This window comes from Litoreibacter albidus, from assembly GCF_900107015.1.
Lineage (GTDB): Bacteria > Pseudomonadota > Alphaproteobacteria > Rhodobacterales > Rhodobacteraceae > Litoreibacter > Litoreibacter albidus.
This window is the reverse complement of sequence record NZ_FNOI01000001.1, coordinates 665,608-682,343: the sequence shown is the minus strand read 5'-3', so window position 1 is coordinate 682,343 and position 16,736 is coordinate 665,608. Positions and strand designations below refer to the sequence as shown.

Annotated in this window: 19 protein-coding genes; 4 read left to right on the top strand and 15 right to left on the bottom strand. The window is 62.6% G+C overall.

The features are described 5' to 3' along the window. Window positions 1–22 precede the first annotated feature (22 nt). The 4 genes from BLW66_RS03385 (at window position 23) to BLW66_RS03370 (ending at window position 4,178) form a co-directional block, all read left to right on the top strand. Window positions 23–328 carry an FtsB family cell division protein gene (locus BLW66_RS03385; protein ID WP_089945003.1) on the top strand — a complete coding sequence of 102 codons (306 nt, stop codon included), beginning with the start codon at window positions 23–25 and terminating at the stop codon, window positions 326–328. A 163-nt stretch (window positions 329–491) separates the two neighbouring features. Beyond that, on the top strand, window positions 492–1,493 hold the full coding sequence (gene pdhA / locus BLW66_RS03380; protein ID WP_089944999.1) for a pyruvate dehydrogenase (acetyl-transferring) E1 component subunit alpha: 1,002 nt from the start codon (window positions 492–494) through the stop codon (window positions 1,491–1,493). Between the two features lie 3 nt (window positions 1,494–1,496). After that, window positions 1,497–2,870, top strand: coding sequence for a pyruvate dehydrogenase complex E1 component subunit beta (locus BLW66_RS03375; RefSeq protein ID WP_089944996.1), 1,374 nt, complete (start codon window positions 1,497–1,499; stop codon window positions 2,868–2,870). Between the two features lie 12 nt (window positions 2,871–2,882). Then, the gene (locus tag BLW66_RS03370; RefSeq protein WP_089944993.1) at window positions 2,883–4,178 is read left to right on the top strand and encodes a pyruvate dehydrogenase complex dihydrolipoamide acetyltransferase; all 1,296 of its coding nucleotides are present in this window, start codon (window positions 2,883–2,885) and stop codon (window positions 4,176–4,178) included. Window positions 4,179–4,246: 68 nt separating this feature from the next. On the opposite strand, the gene cysE is transcribed toward BLW66_RS03370, so the two are convergent. The 15 genes from cysE to BLW66_RS03295 all read right to left on the bottom strand — a co-directional run bounded on the left by cysE (window position 4,247) and on the right by BLW66_RS03295 (window position 16,727). Next, window positions 4,247–5,056 (bottom strand): serine O-acetyltransferase, encoded by an 810-nt coding sequence (cysE, locus tag BLW66_RS03365; RefSeq protein ID WP_089944990.1) that lies wholly within the window; start codon window positions 5,054–5,056, stop codon window positions 4,247–4,249. 104 nt (window positions 5,057–5,160) lie between these two features. Then, window positions 5,161–5,874: a DUF2793 domain-containing protein gene (locus BLW66_RS03360; protein WP_170833378.1), complete on the bottom strand. Its 714-nt coding sequence runs from the start codon at window positions 5,872–5,874 to the stop codon at window positions 5,161–5,163. Continuing rightward, window positions 5,867–9,820 (bottom strand): baseplate multidomain protein megatron, encoded by a 3,954-nt coding sequence (locus BLW66_RS03355; RefSeq protein ID WP_089944988.1) that lies wholly within the window; start codon window positions 9,818–9,820, stop codon window positions 5,867–5,869. Before BLW66_RS03355 ends, BLW66_RS03360 begins: the two co-directional genes overlap by 8 nt. Next, on the bottom strand, window positions 9,820–10,266 hold the full coding sequence (locus BLW66_RS03350) for an NlpC/P60 family protein (protein WP_089944985.1): 447 nt from the start codon (window positions 10,264–10,266) through the stop codon (window positions 9,820–9,822). Before BLW66_RS03350 ends, BLW66_RS03355 begins: the two co-directional genes overlap by 1 nt. Next, a complete protein-coding gene (locus BLW66_RS03345; protein ID WP_089944982.1) occupies window positions 10,263–11,138 on the bottom strand; it encodes a DUF2163 domain-containing protein in 876 nt (291 codons plus the stop codon). The genes BLW66_RS03350 and BLW66_RS03345 overlap by 4 nt, the downstream gene beginning before the upstream one ends. After that, complete coding sequence (locus BLW66_RS03340; protein ID WP_089944979.1) at window positions 11,135–11,767, bottom strand: DUF2460 domain-containing protein; 633 nt, start codon at window positions 11,765–11,767, stop codon at window positions 11,135–11,137. Before BLW66_RS03340 ends, BLW66_RS03345 begins: the two co-directional genes overlap by 4 nt. A 19-nt stretch (window positions 11,768–11,786) precedes the next feature. Next, window positions 11,787–12,449 carry a phage tail tape measure protein gene (locus BLW66_RS03335; protein ID WP_089944976.1) on the bottom strand — a complete coding sequence of 221 codons (663 nt, stop codon included), beginning with the start codon at window positions 12,447–12,449 and terminating at the stop codon, window positions 11,787–11,789. Continuing rightward, complete coding sequence (locus tag BLW66_RS03330) at window positions 12,449–12,640, bottom strand: phage tail assembly chaperone (RefSeq protein WP_089944973.1); 192 nt, start codon at window positions 12,638–12,640, stop codon at window positions 12,449–12,451. Before BLW66_RS03330 ends, BLW66_RS03335 begins: the two co-directional genes overlap by 1 nt. Next, window positions 12,637–12,954 carry a gene transfer agent family protein gene (locus BLW66_RS03325; RefSeq protein ID WP_089944970.1) on the bottom strand — a complete coding sequence of 106 codons (318 nt, stop codon included), beginning with the start codon at window positions 12,952–12,954 and terminating at the stop codon, window positions 12,637–12,639. The genes BLW66_RS03330 and BLW66_RS03325 overlap by 4 nt, the downstream gene beginning before the upstream one ends. After that, window positions 12,954–13,388, bottom strand: coding sequence for a phage major tail protein, TP901-1 family (locus BLW66_RS03320; RefSeq protein WP_089945665.1), 435 nt, complete (start codon window positions 13,386–13,388; stop codon window positions 12,954–12,956). Before BLW66_RS03320 ends, BLW66_RS03325 begins: the two co-directional genes overlap by 1 nt. A 125-nt stretch (window positions 13,389–13,513) precedes the next feature. Then, the gene (locus BLW66_RS03315; RefSeq protein ID WP_089944967.1) at window positions 13,514–13,924 is read right to left on the bottom strand and encodes a DUF3168 domain-containing protein; all 411 of its coding nucleotides are present in this window, start codon (window positions 13,922–13,924) and stop codon (window positions 13,514–13,516) included. After that, on the bottom strand, window positions 13,921–14,256 hold the full coding sequence (locus tag BLW66_RS03310; protein ID WP_089944964.1) for a phage head closure protein: 336 nt from the start codon (window positions 14,254–14,256) through the stop codon (window positions 13,921–13,923). The genes BLW66_RS03315 and BLW66_RS03310 overlap by 4 nt, the downstream gene beginning before the upstream one ends. Beyond that, window positions 14,253–14,849 (bottom strand): head-tail connector protein, encoded by a 597-nt coding sequence (locus BLW66_RS03305; protein ID WP_089944961.1) that lies wholly within the window; start codon window positions 14,847–14,849, stop codon window positions 14,253–14,255. Before BLW66_RS03305 ends, BLW66_RS03310 begins: the two co-directional genes overlap by 4 nt. 80 nt (window positions 14,850–14,929) lie before the next feature. After that, on the bottom strand, window positions 14,930–16,132 hold the full coding sequence (locus BLW66_RS03300) for a phage major capsid protein (RefSeq protein ID WP_089944958.1): 1,203 nt from the start codon (window positions 16,130–16,132) through the stop codon (window positions 14,930–14,932). 34 nt (window positions 16,133–16,166) lie between these two features. Next, window positions 16,167–16,727 (bottom strand): HK97 family phage prohead protease, encoded by a 561-nt coding sequence (locus tag BLW66_RS03295; protein ID WP_089945663.1) that lies wholly within the window; start codon window positions 16,725–16,727, stop codon window positions 16,167–16,169. Between the last annotated feature and the right edge of the window lie 9 nt (window positions 16,728–16,736).

Here is a 16,736-nt window from a genome sequence, read left to right as displayed (position 1 = left end):
GAGACGCGCCCTGAGGCATGACATGACTAACGTTCGCTCCACATCTTTCGGCCTTACGCCGCTGCTGATCTTTTCAGTGCTGTTCCTGATGGGAGCGTATTTTGTGTTCGCCGCTGTGCAGGGCGACTACGGCATTTTCCGCCGCGTTCAGGTTGAGGCCGAAATCGAGGTATTGCGGGGCGAGCTAGACGTTCTGGAGGCCGAGGTTGCCAATCTGCGCAACATGACGCGCCGTCTGTCCGACGGGTATCTGGATCTGGATTTGCTCGACACGCAAGCCCGCGCCACGCTGGGACTGATGCGCTCCGACGAAATCCTGCTGCGCTAACCCTCGCGCATTCGCCTATAATTTAACACCCCTTCCCCCGTCTGCGGTGAAAATTCCCCTGCGGCACTTAAACAGGGGTGATCTTTCCCAAAAGCTCTGCTAAAAGATAGTTTAACGTTAAACTATACCTTTTTGCGCTAAGGTTTTTGGGAGGATTGCCAGTATGGCCGCCAAGAAAACAACCAAGAAAGCGAATGTCTCTAAGGAGGAGCTGCTGAGCTACTACCGTGACATGCTTTTGATCCGCCGCTTTGAAGAGAAGGCTGGCCAATTGTACGGCATGGGCCTGATCGGGGGCTTTTGCCACCTCTACATCGGGCAAGAGGCTGTTGTGGTTGGGCTGGAAGCAGCGACCAAAGAAGGCGACAAGCGCATTACCTCCTACCGCGACCACGGCCACATGCTGGCCTGCGGCATGGACCCCAACGGCGTTATGGCAGAGCTGACCGGCCGCGAAGGTGGCTACTCCAAGGGTAAGGGCGGCTCCATGCACATGTTCTCCAAGGAGAAGCATTTCTACGGCGGCCACGGCATCGTGGCAGCACAGGTGCCACTGGGCGCGGGTCTGGCGTTTTCCGACAAATACCGTGGCAATGACAACGTGACCTTCACCTACTTCGGTGACGGTGCGGCGAACCAGGGCCAAGTCTACGAAGCCTTCAACATGGCCGCCCTTTGGGATTTGCCGGTGATCTTCGTGATTGAGAACAACGAATACGCGATGGGGACGTCCATGGCGCGCTCCACCTCCTCCCCAGACATCTACACACGCGGCGCGGCCTTTGGCATCAAAGGCGAAGCGGTCGACGGCATGGATGTGCTGAAGGTTAAAGAAGCCTCTGAGAAAGCTGTGGCGCACTGCCGCGCGGGCAAAGGCCCCTACATTCTTGAGGTTAAAACCTACCGCTACCGTGGGCACTCCATGTCGGACCCCGCCAAATACCGGACCCGCGAAGAGGTCCAGAAAATGCGCGACGAGCGTGACTGCATCGAGCAGGTCCGTGACATGCTGCTGACTGGCAAACACGCGACTGACGACGACCTGAAAGCCATCGACAAAGAGATTAAGGCCATCGTCAACGAGTCCGCAGACTTTGCCAAAGAAAGCCCGGAGCCAAGCTTGGACGAGCTTTACACAGACATTTACATGGAAGCGGAGGCTTAAAACATGGCGACCGAAATTCTTATGCCCGCGCTCTCTCCAACCATGGAAGAAGGCACCCTTGCCAAATGGCTCGTTAAGGAAGGCGACACTGTCAACTCCGGCGACATCATGGCAGAGATCGAGACCGACAAAGCCACGATGGAATTTGAAGCCGTCGACGAAGGCGTTATCGGCAAAATCCTCGTTGCGGAAGGCACCGAAGGCGTCAAGGTAAACACCGCTATCGCGGTTTTGCTGGAAGACGGCGAAAGCGCCGATGACATCGCCTCGGCCTCCTCCGGCGACAGCGCCGACACCGAGGAAAAAGCCCCGATTGACGAGCCCATGTCCGCCAACCCTGCCGCCCCCGTTGAGATCGTTGCACCGGCAGAAATGGACATCCCCGAGGGGACGGAAATGAAATCCACCACCGTGCGCGAAGCCCTTCGCGACGCGATGGCCGAGGAAATGCGCCGCACGCCGGAAGTGTTCCTGATGGGTGAGGAAGTCGCCGAATATCAGGGCGCCTATAAGATCAGCCAAGGCTTGCTGGACGAATTCGGCTCCAAGCGCGTCATCGACACGCCAATCACCGAGCACGGCTTCGCCGGTATCGGTGTCGGCGCGGCCTTCGGCGGGTTGAACCCGATTGTCGAGTTCATGACCTTCAACTTCGCCATGCAGGCGATTGACCAGATCATCAACTCCGCCGCCAAGACGCTGTATATGTCCGGCGGCCAGATGGGGTGCCCGATTGTGTTCCGTGGCCCGAACGGTGCCGCCGCGCGCGTGGGTGCTCAGCACTCCCACGATTACGCCGCTTGGTACAGCCAGATCCCTGGCTTGAAGGTGGTCATGCCCTACTCCGCAGCCGACGCCAAAGGCCTGCTGAAAACCGCCATCCGCGATCCAAACCCTGTGATCTTCCTAGAGAACGAAATCCTCTACGGCCAATCCTTCGACGTGCCTGTGATGGACGATTACACCGTCCCGTTCGGCAAGGCGAAAATCTGGCGCGAGGGCACAGATGTCACCATCGTGAGCTTCGGCATCGGGATGAAGTACGCGCTGGAAGCCGCTGATAAACTTGCAGAAGATGGCATCAGCGCGGAGGTCCTTGACCTGCGCACGCTGCGCCCGATGGACACCGCCTCTATCATTGAGAGCGTCAAGAAAACCAACCGCTGCGTGACCGTAGAGGAAGGCTTCCCTGTCTGCTCCATCGGCAGCTACATCAGCTCTGTGTTGATGCAGGAAGCGTTCGACTACCTCGACGCACCGGTCATCAATTGCACTGGTAAGGACGTTCCCATGCCCTATGCCGCCAACCTAGAGAAGCTTGCGCTGACGACGACCAAAGAGGTCATCGACGCCGTCAAAGCTGTCACCTACCGTTAAGGAGCGCTGATCATGCCAATCGAAATTCTCATGCCTGCGCTGTCCCCGACCATGGAAGAGGGCACACTGGCCAAATGGCTGGTGAAGGAAGGCGACACCGTCAACTCCGGCGACGTGATGGCGGAAATTGAAACCGACAAGGCCACCATGGAATTTGAAGCCGTGGACGAGGGCGTCATCGGCAAAATCCTCGTTGAGGAAGGCACCGAAGGCGTCAAGGTAAACACCGCCATCGCGGTGCTGCTGGAGGACGGCGAAAGCGCGGATGACATCGGCGCAACCTCCGAAGCCCCGGCAGAGACACCAGCCGCAGCGCCCAAAGAGGCAAAGCAAGAGGTACCCGCCGCCTCAGCTGCTCCCAAAGCCCCTGCCCGTGCAGATGGTGACCGCGTGTTCGCATCCCCCTTGGCCCGCCGCATTGCTGCGGACAAAGGCATCGACCTCGCAGACTTGAAAGGCTCCGGCCCCAAAGGCCGCATCGTCAAAGCCGACGTTGAAGGCGCATCCGCCGCACCCAAAGCCGCACCTGCGGCTGCCGCAGCACCGTCGGCCCCAGCCGCCGCCGCACTGGCGTCCGGCCCAACCACCGACCAAGTCCGCAAGATGTACGAAGGCCGCGAGTTTGAGGAGCAACCACTCGACGGCATGCGCAAGACCATTGCGGCGCGCCTGACAGAGGCCAAGCAATCGGTGCCGCACTTCTACCTGCGCCGCGATATCCAACTGGATGCGCTGCTCAAGTTCCGTGCGACGCTCAACAAAACCTTGGAACCGCGCGGTGTTAAGCTGTCCGTTAACGACTTCATCATCAAAGCCTGCGCACTGGCGTTGCAGCAGGTTCCAGATGCGAACGCAGTCTGGGCAGGCGACCGCACGCTGAGCCTGAAGCCCTCCGACGTCGCCGTCGCCGTGGCGATTGAGGGCGGGTTGTTCACGCCCGTGCTGAAAGACGCCGACATGAAGTCGCTGTCCGCCTTGTCGACAGAAATGAAGGATCTGGCCGCCCGTGCCCGCGACCGCAAACTTGCGCCGCATGAATACCAAGGCGGCAGCTTCGCGATCTCCAACCTCGGGATGTTCGGCATCGACAACTTCGACGCGATCATCAACCCGCCCCATGCCGCCATTCTGGCCGTGGGCGCTGGTGCCAAGAAGCCGGTTGTGGGTGACGACGGAGAGCTGAAAGTGGCCACCGTGATGTCGACGACGCTCAGCGTCGATCACCGTGTGATTGACGGCGCACTTGGCGCCAACTTGCTCAACGCGATCAAGGACAACTTGGAAAACCCGATGGGCATGCTCGCCTGACTGCGGTGACATGACATGAAAAAGGCCGGATCACCTGATCCGGCCTTTTTCATTTTAATGGTTATATATCAGCTTCTTGTGCCAATCATCTGATCCATGGAGATCGACGGGTGCGTGCACCCCGCCTCCCCGACGATACGCGCTGGCACACCTGCCACGGTCTTCATCGGCGGCACCTCTTCCAGCACCACGGACCCCGCCGCAATGCGCGAGCAATGTCCGACGGTGATGTTGCCCAGAACTTTCGCGCCCGCGCCGATCAACACGCCGTTTTCAATCTTGGGATGACGGTCGTCGTGCTCTTTGCCGGTGCCGCCCAGCGTCACAGAATGCAGCATTGACACGTTGTCGCCAACGACCGCCGTCTCCCCGATCACGATAGAATGCGCGTGGTCGATCATGATGCCTTTGCCAATCCGCGCCGCCGGATGGATGTCGACTCCAAACGCTTCCGAGGTGCGCATCTGCACGAAGTAAGACATGTCCTTGCGGCCCTGTTTCCACAGCCAATGCCCGATACGGTAGGCTTGAATCGCTTGGAAGCCCTTGAAGAACAACACCGGCTGAATAAAGCGCTCGCAGGCTGGGTCACGGTCATAGACCGCAACGATATCGGCGCGCGCAGCCTCGCCCAACCACGGGTCAGCCGCATAGGCCTCATCCGCGATCTCGCGCAGGATTTGCTCCGACATCTCAGCCGACGCCAGCTTTTGCGAAAAGCGGTACGCCAAGGCCGAATCCAGCTTGCCGTGGTGCAAGAGAGAGCCGTGAATAAGCCCGCCCAAAAGCGGCTCATCCGCAATCGCCACACGTGCTTCATCGGTGATCTGTGACCAGACCGGATCGAGTTTTGCCAGCTTGGGGTCGGAATGTGCCATTCAGATGTCCTTAAAAATGTTGGGCGTAGTCTACACTAGATAGGCAAAATGTGGCAATTCCAAACCCCTGTCACGCGCAAAACTGTGATCAATCGGATCACCATCTACGATGTGCGCGGTATATCAAACCGTAAAAGGTGCACCGCCAAGCGAACCGTGCCACCAGAAAAGTCGCCGCCATTGGCGGTCAGCTTCAGCTGTGTGTTCTCGTAATAAGCCTGCGGTTGACCCGTCACCCCGCGCAACCACGAACCGGTTCCGACGCCGTAAAGCGTGCCATAGCGCGTGTCCGACGTCGCCACCCCCAATGACCAGTCACTCAAGGTGCCGGTCACCGCAGTCACCACCACCCCCGTGACCGCCAGCACCACGCTGCCTTTCGGGATAACAAACCCCGTGAGCACGCTTGCCCCCGCGCCTATGTCAAAGTCGAACTCCACCGTTTCAGCCCGCATACCCGCGCCGAACGGGCTGGAGGACAGCGGGTTTTCCTGCCACGCCACACCGTCAAACCTGATATCTAATGCCTCGTCGACGACGAATATCTTCCACCCCGCCAAAGGCGTCAGGAACTCCCAGCCACCGTTTAGATGAAACGCAAGCTGCTCATCCGCGCCGTCCCAATCGTTAACCCCGCCCAGCGGCACCAGGTAGCAGTCCCCCGCCTCCGGCAACGCGGGCGGCGTCATCAACGACCGGCTAATCACGCTCAACTGAAGCGCCGCGTCGATGCGCGCCAAAGCCTCATTCACCGTGACATGTTTTTGCGCCTGCGAAGCCGCAAGCAGAGGAAGGTTCAGAGTTGCCGTATCAGCCATTGATTTCAATCCTTGAAAATAGTCCCGGTCCAAAGCGCAAGGACACTTGCGCCACGTCGATTGTGTAGGCTCCGACCAGCCCGTCGGCGCCCTGCTCTGTCGCCCCATATGTCCAGCTTGCGCTGCTCAGCGTGGTTTCGCGGACGACACTGCCCGCTTGGCTCACGCGGACGACATAGCGCTCCACCTCCTCGCCCAGCGGTACGTCCTCCGACACCCAACTGTCCCCGTCGACGCGGGTCCGGCGCGTCCAACTCACGGCAATATCCGGTCCGAACTTGCGCGCCTTCAAATGCGCGGGCGCATAGGGGCGCAGCCCGATGCCTTGGAACGCTTCGACGTAGTAGCGGTAAGACGGGTCATCATAGGGTCGTAGCGATGGCCCGATGCGGTAGTGACGCGCCAAGCCACGTGCCGACAACGGCATCTTGATCTGCGACGGGCCGCCGTCCAGCATTACAAAGCGACTACCGGCAGGCCACACAGGCGGGATCAACCCGTCGCTTCCTGCCTGCCCCCTAAGCAGCTCCGACAGGTCATATGTGTCAGGGGCCACAAGCTCCGCCTTCGCAAATTGCACAATCTCCCACAGGTCGGACGACCCGTCCCCAATCGCGGCCACATTCGCCCCGTTCAAAACCGCCGCGCGGTCCACCGAACTCAGCGGCGCGCCAGCCAGTTTGACCCGCAACGGTGTGCCCCGTTGCCAAAGTCCGGCCTGCGCGCGCACCAGCGGCGTCGCAAGCACTCCCATGCGCGAAGGCGTCTCGACAACGGAGTTCAGCGTGTAGTCGCTGTCTTGCGCTGCGCTCATTACCGCCACCCCCCCCGGCCACGGGCGCGCCGTCGCGGCTAGGTAGGGCGCGTGCGGCACCTCCTCCCCCGTCAAAAGCGGCAGATCCATGAACTGCGCAGACACGGGGACCGGCACCGCGAACGGGCGCACCGCCCCCACGCTCTCAACCGCGTCGCTTGGCGTGTATATCTGGCGCTCCATCCGCACCGCCTCAATCCGCCGCGCCCCGCGGTCTTCCACACGGTCTACACGGTATAGCGTGCGGTCACCGCGCTCATTCGTAAGCTCCGCCAAATCCCCAGCGCGCAAGTCCCCGCGCGAGGGCGGAACTACGAAACTGACGGCGTCCCGCGCCACTCGTGCCTCGGACAGCCAACGCTCCGCGATTGTCGTGGCCTCGGCCTCCGTCAACGCCAGCGGCAATTCGTTCTGCGTCACATCAGATGCGCCGTCACGCGGGAAGCGCGCATCCGCGACGCGCGCCACGAACTCGCCCTCGGCTTCCACATAGCCAAGGCGCACCTCACCCACGACTTCGGCCTCCGGCGCGCGCACGTGCTCCAGCACCGCGTCCGATCCGTCAACAGCCAGCTCGTCCGCGCTTACCTTCACCTGCGCTGCGTCTTTGCGGGACTGGAACACAATCTTGCCACCACGTTCCACCGCGTCAAATCCCAGCGCCACCATCAAAGGCTGTAAGGCAGCGCGGGGCGTATCAAACTCCGTCACGCTAAACCCGCGCACCACCCCGTGCAGCGCCTCGACATCATAGTCCGCCAATCCGACGCTTTCGCAGATCTCTCCGACCACATGGGCCAGTGGCATCACCGATGTCCGCCCCGTCAGCCAATGTCCGGTGATGTGGTTCTGCCCGTCGCTCCACACAGACAGGTTGGTTGGAAAGTCCGGCCACGGGCGCGCATCCCACGCCCAAACAAAAGCCCGCGACATATCCACCATCGGGCCACCGTAGACGTGGCTGACCGGATTATTGTCCGTCGTCCCGAAGAAGCCGTAGTAGGCCCGTAGGTACTGCATCTGCACGTAGTCATCTCGTTTCCCGCTAGAGAAGTGCGGGATCGCGCTTTCGCTCGACTTCGGATCAAGGAACTTATTAGGCTCGTTCGGTCCCTTGTCGATTGCGGCGCAGCCCATTTCGGTAAACCAGATCGGTTTCGATTGCGGCTCCCACGCGGTGGACGCGGCCGAGCGCACACCCCCGATGCGGTTGTGATGCGCCTGCCCCCACCAGTTCCACAAGTCTTTGGTCCGGTACACCCAGGGCTCCCCATGTGCGCCGTCCTCAATGGGGGTTCGTATCTGCAACGCACGCTCCTCGGCGTCGCGGTAATACCAGTCGTAGCCCTCTCCCCCACGGATGTTGCGGCGCAGATATGCCAAGTCGTAGATCGCGCCCGCGTCAGCATCCAGATGCCCGTGTCCGTCCCGCCAATCGGCGATTGGCATGTAGTTGTCAATCCCGATGAAATCGACAGCCTCATCGGCCCACAAAGGGTCTAGATGATACAGCAGGTCGCCGGAGCCGTCTTGCGGCTGGTATCCCGCGTACTCCGACCAGTCCGCCGCATAGCCGATCTTTACCGCGTCGCCCATAACAACGCGTACCTCTGACGCCAGTATCCGCAACGCCTCCACAGCGGGGAAACCGCCGCTTTCGTCCCGTATCCGCGTCAGGCCACGCATCTCCGACCCCACGCAAAACGCTTCTACGCCCCCCGCCGCCGCGCACAGATGTGCGTAGTGCAGGATAAACCTGCGGTAGCTGTACTCAGCGGGTCCGCTATAGATCACGGCCCCGTCGACAACAGCGAAGTCCGACACCTGCGCGCTGCCCATGAAGGCCTCGACCTCCAAACGCGCCGCCGCCGTCCCATCCGTTGCGCCAGGCGTTCCCAGCGCCCGCTCCGACGTGATCCGTCCGCGCCACGGCAAGGCCGGCTGCCCAACCATGCCCGTATATGGGTCAGGAAGCGCATTCCCCCCCAGTTGGTCCATCAGTATGAACGGGTAAAACATCACCCCCTGATCCGCCGCTTTCAGCGCCGCAATCGCCTCCAGCACGGAGCCATCCGACGGCGTGCCGCCATAAACGGAAACACCGTCCTTCTGCGCCACCAATTCCGCTGTGCCGCGCGTCAGCCCCGACACCGACCATTCGGAGGGATCAGCCCCCACAACGGGCGCACTCCCGATAGGAAGCCCTGCCGCCGCTTGATGCTCCACCTTCGGGGCCACACGGCAATGTCCGGCACGCAGGTCGTCCCCGAACCAACTCACCACCAAGGATGTCCTGCGGCACTTAGGCAGCTCGCCCGTCAACGCATCCAGTGAGGACAGCAGGTCCGTCTTGCCCTCCGCGCTGTTCACATTTACCGCAGTTTGCGCGCCCAGCTCCCCCGTGCGGTACACAGGCGTCGTTGCCAAGGTGAACTCCCCCGATCCCGGCATCAGCGCGACGGCTTCCACCAAATCGGATACCAACGGCTCACTCACACCCTTTGCACGCGACTGGCGGATCACCTCAAAGGTGAGCTGCGGCACACGGTTGCCAAACTCGCTCAGGTCCAAGTCTTCAATCACCACATAGGCCAGCCCCCTATAGGCGGGTACATGGCCCACCCCCTCAATGGCGCTCATCACTGGGTCAGGTTGCTGGTCCTTGGTGCCACGGTAGACCCGCAGGTTCAGGTCGGACTTGCGGATGATCGTCCCATCCGCCCAGATGCGCCCGACACGGGCAATCTCCCCTTCGCACAAACCCACAGCGATTGAGATGCAGTAGCTATACTGCCGCGTCGTCGCCTTCGGTCCGCCCCCCTTACCGCCGCGCTGCTGGGTGACGGCCACCTTCTCCTTGAAGCGCGAGGTCCAGATCACGTTCCCCGCCACCCGCATGCGCCCGAAGGCACGCGGCACAACACCGCCCTCGTTTGCCCCCATGACACGCATTCGGTCCAAACGGCCGGTTTCTACGGTCTGCGATCCGGCCCCCATCAGGCGCTGGTCGATTGCACGCCCCACGGTCGCGCCAATGGCCCGTCCGATCACGACGGAGCTTATCCCAAATGCGCCGCCCCCCAAGGCACCGCCAACCGCGGCCCCCGCTGCGGATAAAAGTATCGTTGCCATCAGCTACCTGCTTTCGGAAATTCAAACCGCGCCACGACGCGCCGTGCCCAAGGCTCCGAGAACGGAGACTCCACTACCCCATGCCCCGAATAGGCATGGATAAACGTCGGGGCCGCACCCAGCGCAGCCGTGATGCCCAAATGCTTGGCCACCCCCTGCTCACGCATGCGGAACAGCACCACATCCCCCGGCGCGGCGTCCCCTGCCGCTTTGGGGATCAACCGCCGCCCTGCGGCAGCCCACAGGCGTTCTTCCCCCTGTGGCTCCGACCAATCGGAGGAATATGCGGGCACCGCCTCCGGCTCCTGCCCGATCACAGCCCGCCACACGCCGCGCAATAGCCCAAGGCAGTCCGCCCCCGCGCCTTTGCAACTGGCTTGGTGGCGATAAGGCGTCCCCAGCCACAGCCGCGCCTCCGCGACGACCTGTTCCCCCACCACGCTCATGCGTAACGGCTCCCGCCATCATTCGCGCCGTCCTCTTGGGGATAGGTCATCAGCCAGTCCTCCCCTGGAATATGTGGGAAGCCCTGAAAGTTCTCGATGTTCTGGTATTTCAAGCGGCAGGTCTCAATCCGCTTGTCGCAGCCCGCCTCGATCGTCACCACATCGCCCGTCTCCACGGGCATTCGCAGCTCTTCCCAAAGCTCGATCTCGCGCTTGCCGTCCACAACGCGGTCATTCTTGACCATCGCCACCAGCCCTTCGGCCTGCCCCGTGCGCACCTCTAGGCGTCCTCGCTCAAACCATCGGTCGTCAAACCCTGCGAGGGTCGTGAACCGGAACACGCGCGCGTCCTCCACCTGCTCAACCACCACTTCTGTGCGGTATCCCGCAGCACTCAGGTCAACGCAGCAGGCCGCGTCCCCTAGCACCGCCTGACACGGCTTCTGGTACACACGCCCCACAGGTGTGTTCAGCACCTCAGACAAACCGCGCAACTCCGCATGAAACGCGCCGTCAGCGCGCTTCAACTCCCCGATGCTGCCCTTGAATTGCACCTCGCGTGCGCTGACATCGCGCCAGTTTACCAGCCACGCGACCACCTCCGCTCCGTCAAAGCGCCCCGCGTTGATGTCCGCCTCGGTCACGGCATCCCCAGACAGCGCGCCCACGGCTTCGCTGTTGTCCACGGCCAGCCCCGTCACCTGCTGCAACGCGCTCGCCGTCAGACCGGTGTCCGCCTTGAACTCCACCCCGTCGAAACTCATCGCTTCATCATGGTCGGTAAAGCCAAACACACGCCCGTCGCGCCGCGTCACCGCCCAGCAACGGCACACTGTCGTCAAGCCACCCTTGAGGTGTTCCTGCAAGCTCATACCCGCACCTCCACCACAGGCACGCTCGGCACGTTGCCCGCCTGAAAGCTCGCCACGCTGGTCTGGATCGCATCCACCGCAAAGCGCACAGGCACGTCGAATTCATAGCCCGCCGTGATCTCCACGCCCTCGTCCGGTGCCTCCCCGAATGACACGACGCCGGTGTTCAGGTCGATCTCCCACTCCACGCCTTCCTGCAAAACGATCCCGTCGAAGCCAAGCAACACGGTCCCAAGCACCGGCTTCGCCACAGGTCGCGCATAGTCGTAGCCACCCGAGGCGTAGGTCTTGATCAGCTGCCAGTCGGTTTGCACGCCGTCGCCCCGCCCGATGATCTGGTCCTCAAACGTCACCTCGCCCGAGGCTTTGCACGACCGGAAATCCGCCCAATCCTTCCAGCGGAATCCGTAAAGCTGCCCTTGGCGCGCTTCGAAAAACGCCACCATCGCTTCCACGTCGTCCAAGGATCGCATCCCCACGCCCGCGTCGTAGCGCCTGCGCGAGTGCGCCCAAGGCGTGTTACGCTCCTCAAACCCGTTGGCGAGCGTCACGACCTCCGTGCGCCGCTCCGGCCCCCCGAGGGAGCCAAACGACAAGGATGCCGGAAACCGTACTTCATGAAAATTCATCGGAAGGTCCTTCAAGTTATCAACGGTTGCGCTGGCCACGGCTCAAGGCGCGGCCCATCTGCGCGGCAATCTGACTTTGGGAGCGTTGGAACCCCGCCACATCCGGCGTGGAGATATTCATCACCACCTGCACCGGCTGGCCGCCCCCACCGGCCCGCACGCCCAAGCTGCCGTCAGGCCCGCGCGCCAGCGGCATAATCGCCTCCGGTCCGGCCTCGCCCATCAACCCCATGCCGCCGCGCATGGCGAAATTCGTGGGCGCGCTGACCACGCCGCCTTTGGCAAATGGCATCACGCGGCCTTGGCTGAAGGTGCCCCCCTTCTCGAACGGCAATATCCCCGACACCAAGCCGTTCATGCCATTGGCAATCACCGCGCCCAACCCGTTCTGCACGGGCCGCATCGCGGTGTTATAGGCGGCGTTGATCATGCTCTCGGCCACAGTCTTCAACGCGTCCGACAGCTTCATGCCGTCAAAGGCCAGCCCGTCGAACGCCTTGCGCAACCCCCCGCCAATCGACAGCGACAAGGACGCCACCTCTTTGGAGGTGTAGAGCATCGTGGAGCGCATGGCCGCCAACTCGGTCTCAAAGGTGCTCACCACCACTTCAGCACCGCCCAAAGAGGTCTCTAACCCCTCGATGCGGCCCTCCAGCCCGTCAATTCCGTCCAAAACACCCATCACGGCGCTCCCTTCATATCGCTATACATGCGCTCCAGCTCCGCCAGTCGGGCGCGGTTCAAAGGCTTCTCCACCGCCTCCAAGCCCAGAACCACGACCAGTTCCGCAGGGGTCAGCGCCCAGAATTCCGCGGGCCGCAGCCCCCCCGCCACGCCAACACGCAGCAACGAAGGCCAGTCAAAGCCGCTCATGTGCCCTGTGTCGTGAACGCCCGCGCCAAAAGCTGCGCCGCCACTTTGGTGCATTCCAGCAAACCGCCCTCGATGTCAGCGGACACCAAATCCCCCGCCACGCCGCGCCAGCCGCCGCCGCGCAAGCCCGCCACGATCAAGGTCAGCACGTCGCGGGTGGAAAACCTGCCCGCTTCAAACCGCTCGATCAGGTCCAGCACGGTCTCGCCCGTCAGCTCTCCCTCCAACTCGGCCAACGCCCCTAGGGTCAGGCGCAGCTCCCGCGCCTTTCCGTCCAAGGTTAACCGGACTTCGCCCGCCCAAGGGTTCGCCATCACGGCACCACAGGTGCATCAAGGATCGGGGTGAAGCTCAGCGCCCCCGCCGACGCCAGCGACATCTCATATGTCGCCTCCCCCTCCAACGCCCCCGCATATTCGATGGAGCCAATCTGGAACGCGCCCTCCACGATTCCGAAGTCGGGGACAATCACTTGGAATTGCGGCACTTCCCCGTCAAAGAAAATCTGGCGCGCGCGCTCGTCTGTGCCTTCGTCGCGAAACACGCCGGAGCCCGAGATCGCGGCGCTCTTCACTCCCGCGCCCGCAAGCAGCTCGCGCCATCCCCCCGCGCTTTCCATGGAGGTCACATCCACCTGTTCCGCATTGAACGAAATCCGCGTGGCACGAAGCCCCGCGATGGTCTCGAACTGCCCGTCGCCGGTCAGATCCACTTTCAACAACAAGTCCTTGCCGCGTTGCACACCCATAACCATCTCCATCCATTTACCTTGAAGGACACCGCCCGCGTCTTCACGCGCAACGCCCCCCATCATTGCTTCAAAAATACCTAAAATCCGCCGCCAGCCTCAAAAGCTGGCGTCACAATCTGGCGTCACCCGTCATCCACACGCGCTCGGAACGTCAGATCAATCCGCCGCGCGCTGCCGTTCTCGGCCCGCGTGGCTTTCGCTTTCAAGAACCGGCACGACACCAACCGCCCCCGCTCCAATGCCAGCTCCGCGTCAATCAGCACATCGCAAACCAGCACGCCCGCGCGTTTCGCCGTGGTAAACCCCGCAGCGTCCGTCACCACCGAGATCACAAACTCATGGACAGCCCCGCCGCCCGATCCGTCAGATCCCGCCCGCACGGCCTCCGGCCCCAAGGTCACGTATAACTCTGGCAAGCTCCCCGCAGGCTCCGCGTCGAAGATCGCGCCCCCCACAAGGGCGCTAAGCGTCGCGTCTCCCGCCAACGCGCCGTAGACGCCCGCCTGTAGGGCCGCTGAAACCGCATAGGTCATCCCGTGACCTCCTCTATGGCAAAACAGGTCAGGTAGCGCGCGTCCACGTCGTATTCCGCAACGCCCACGATCCGGAACACCCGCGTGCCCTCGCGAAACCGTTGCTCCGGCTTCGGGCGCGCCTGCGCGCCCATGGGCGCACCGCGCACCACAATGCGGTAAGGCACCGCAGAGACCGTGACGCCAGCTCCGAACCGCTCACGGCCCGATCCCGCCTTGACCCGCGCCCACAACTCACCCAGCGGGGTCCAGGCCTCGACGTAGCCGCCCGCGCCGTCCGCCACGCGCACGGCGTGCTCCAAGGTCAGGCGTCTGTTCAGCTCCACACTCATGAGCGCGCCCCCAGAACACGGATGTTGCGGTAGCTCTCCAGCAGCGACACCACGCCAAACGGCATGGCCCGCACTGCGCCGTTCGTCTCGCTACGGTGCTCGTAGTAATGCGCGGCAAGCAGCAGCACCGCCTGCTGTAGATCCGCAGGGATGTCGTCCCAGCTGGGGCCGAATCCTGCCGTCATGCTCACCACTGCCTCCCCATCATGAGTGATCGCAGGAAGGGTCGCGCCTTTGGCGAACAGCCGCGGGCGGTGGGTGTCGCGCTCCAGCCCGTAAAGGGCCACAGCAACCTCGCTCACGCCGCCCTCGGCGTTGCGCAGTGCCACGCTGGTGATCGCCGTCACAGGGGCCACCGGCAGCGGTTGATGCCCCGCCTCCGCCCACCGCGACAAACGCCATTGCAACACGCGCTCGAACAGCACTTTGCCGGTACGCGCCTCAATGGCAGCAAGCGTGGCGCGCAGATACCCCGCCAGCAAGTCGTCTTGCAGGCTGTCATCGGCAAAGCCGGAGCCAAGTCGCAAATGCGCCTTGAACGCGGTCAAAGGCAGGGCCTCGGCGGGGGTGGTGGTCAGATCAACCAGCTCCATGATCCATCTCCAAACGGTCTGTTTCAGAATGTGACGAAGGGAAGTGCCGGGCACGGCCAATCCGCGCCCGGCCGGACCGTTTAAGACATCGCAAACTTCAGCAATTTGATCGCCGCAAAGTCCGACACGTCGCCGCCCACGCGCTTGGTGGCATAGAACAACACATGCGGTTTGGCCGAGAACGGGTCGCGCAGAATGCGCAAGTCAGGACGCTCCGCCACCGTGTACCCCTTGGAAAAGTCACCAAACGCGATCGCCGTCGCACCCGACGCGATGTCCGGCATGTCCTCGCCAATCAGCACCGGATAGCCCATCAGGCGCGCAGGCTCTCCCGCCGCCAAGCCGTCCGACCACAAAAAGCGCCCGTCCGCGTCCTTCATCTTGCGCACCGCGCCCGCCGTTTTGGAGTTCATCACAAACGCTGCGTTGGCGCGGTAGCGCGCGCCCAGTGAGTACACCAAATCCACGATGCTCTCCGCCGGTGTGCCAGAGGCGAAGTCGCCGTCCACACCCGTCGCGGTGTAGCCGATGCTGCCCCACGCCCAAAGCGCGTCGTCCACGGTGCCATGCGCCAGAAAGCCCTTGGGCTTGTCCACCCCGTCACCGTTGATAAACGCGCTGGCCTCAGCCGCCGCGAACTTGTCCGCAATGCGCCCTGCCAGCCAGCCCTCGACGTCAAACGCCGCGTCGTCGAGCAGGCGCTGGGATGCTTTGGGCAGCGCCGACAGCTCGTGCAACGGGATGCTGATGCGGTCGAACTGCGGCGTGTCCGTCTCCGCTGAGGCCGCTTCCGTGGCCCAGCCAAATCCCAGCTCCGTGTGGTCCACCAAAACGTCGTACGACGTGGCCTCCACGTTCACCACATTGGCAATGGCCCGCAAGGATGCGGCTGATTTCAGCACCGTCGCCACAGTGTCCGAGGTCTGCGGGTCCACCAGATAGCCACCGTCGGCAGCCACCGCCGTGGTCATGCCTTTGGCCTCGACCTCAAGGCCGCGCAAACCATCGTCATCACCACTTCGCAGATAGGCCTGAAAGGCCTTCTGATGAGGCACCTCGGCCTCAACAGCAGTCGACAATGCAGGGCGCGCCGTGCGGGCGAAATTCTTGCGATCCAGATGGGTCATACGGTCTTCCTGTGTTTGAAGTCGGGATTTAACGTCGGCCTGAAACTGGCCGAAATCATTCATGAAACCGGCCATCTCGTGGGCCAGATCAAAAGCCGGAGCCGTGCCATCAGGCGTGCGCCCTCCGGCCCGGGACTTTGTCTCGGGTTTGGTCATGTCATGTCCTGCATATTGCTACGTTTTCTGGTGCTCAGCCTGCGCTGAGCGTGTGACGCAGGGTGCGAAACACCCCCGCCAGATCTTGCGCCGATGTGGTCAGGGGACTGTCCGCCTTCGCCCCCACCCGCGCCTCTGAAAGCATCGGGAAGGTCACAAGCGACACCTCCCACAACTCCAGCTCTGCCAAGTGCCTCCGGCCTTTGGCATCCCGTTCGGCCTTCACCGTCCGGTATCCGATGGACAGCCCGTCAATCGCGCCCGCCTCGATCAAGGCCGCAGCCTCAAACCCTTGGCGCGTCTCTGTTAGCAGCCGCCCTTTCACGTATAATCCGCGCGCGTCCTCGCGCACCTCGTCCCAGACGCCGATGGGCTGGGCGGGGTCATGCTGCCACAGCAGTTTGACGCCCGTGCCGCTCGCCTTCAGCCGCGCCAAAGAGCCGCCATAAGCCCCCGCGCGCACCACGTCGCCGCCCTGATCCACTTCCCCGAACAGCGAGGCGTAGCCAGAAATAGTGGCATTCGCGCCCAGCTCCACCTGATCCCCGATCTGGCAAAACTTCCGCTCCAACTCTGGCCCGTAATAATTTGACATCATTCACCT

Coding starts and splice junctions, on each gene's coding strand:
- BLW66_RS03385 (WP_089945003.1), top strand. CDS start 23: ATGACTAACGTTCGCTCCACATCTTTCGGCCTTACGCCGCTGCTGATC.
- pdhA (WP_089944999.1), top strand. CDS start 492: ATGGCCGCCAAGAAAACAACCAAGAAAGCGAATGTCTCTAAGGAGGAG.
- BLW66_RS03375 (WP_089944996.1), top strand. CDS start 1,497: ATGGCGACCGAAATTCTTATGCCCGCGCTCTCTCCAACCATGGAAGAA.
- BLW66_RS03370 (WP_089944993.1), top strand. CDS start 2,883: ATGCCAATCGAAATTCTCATGCCTGCGCTGTCCCCGACCATGGAAGAG.
- cysE (WP_089944990.1), bottom strand. CDS start 5,056: ATGGCACATTCCGACCCCAAGCTGGCAAAACTCGATCCGGTCTGGTCA.
- BLW66_RS03360 (WP_170833378.1), bottom strand. CDS start 5,874: ATGGCTGATACGGCAACTCTGAACCTTCCTCTGCTTGCGGCTTCGCAG.
- BLW66_RS03355 (WP_089944988.1), bottom strand. CDS start 9,820: ATGGCAACGATACTTTTATCCGCAGCGGGGGCCGCGGTTGGCGGTGCC.
- BLW66_RS03350 (WP_089944985.1), bottom strand. CDS start 10,266: ATGAGCGTGGTGGGGGAACAGGTCGTCGCGGAGGCGCGGCTGTGGCTG.
- BLW66_RS03345 (WP_089944982.1), bottom strand. CDS start 11,138: ATGAGCTTGCAGGAACACCTCAAGGGTGGCTTGACGACAGTGTGCCGT.
- BLW66_RS03340 (WP_089944979.1), bottom strand. CDS start 11,767: ATGAATTTTCATGAAGTACGGTTTCCGGCATCCTTGTCGTTTGGCTCC.
- BLW66_RS03335 (WP_089944976.1), bottom strand. CDS start 12,449: ATGGGTGTTTTGGACGGAATTGACGGGCTGGAGGGCCGCATCGAGGGG.
- BLW66_RS03330 (WP_089944973.1), bottom strand. CDS start 12,640: ATGAGCGGCTTTGACTGGCCTTCGTTGCTGCGTGTTGGCGTGGCGGGG.
- BLW66_RS03325 (WP_089944970.1), bottom strand. CDS start 12,954: ATGGCGAACCCTTGGGCGGGCGAAGTCCGGTTAACCTTGGACGGAAAG.
- BLW66_RS03320 (WP_089945665.1), bottom strand. CDS start 13,388: ATGGGTGTGCAACGCGGCAAGGACTTGTTGTTGAAAGTGGATCTGACC.
- BLW66_RS03315 (WP_089944967.1), bottom strand. CDS start 13,924: ATGACCTATGCGGTTTCAGCGGCCCTACAGGCGGGCGTCTACGGCGCG.
- BLW66_RS03310 (WP_089944964.1), bottom strand. CDS start 14,256: ATGAGTGTGGAGCTGAACAGACGCCTGACCTTGGAGCACGCCGTGCGC.
- BLW66_RS03305 (WP_089944961.1), bottom strand. CDS start 14,849: ATGGAGCTGGTTGATCTGACCACCACCCCCGCCGAGGCCCTGCCTTTG.
- BLW66_RS03300 (WP_089944958.1), bottom strand. CDS start 16,132: ATGACCAAACCCGAGACAAAGTCCCGGGCCGGAGGGCGCACGCCTGAT.
- BLW66_RS03295 (WP_089945663.1), bottom strand. CDS start 16,727: ATGTCAAATTATTACGGGCCAGAGTTGGAGCGGAAGTTTTGCCAGATC.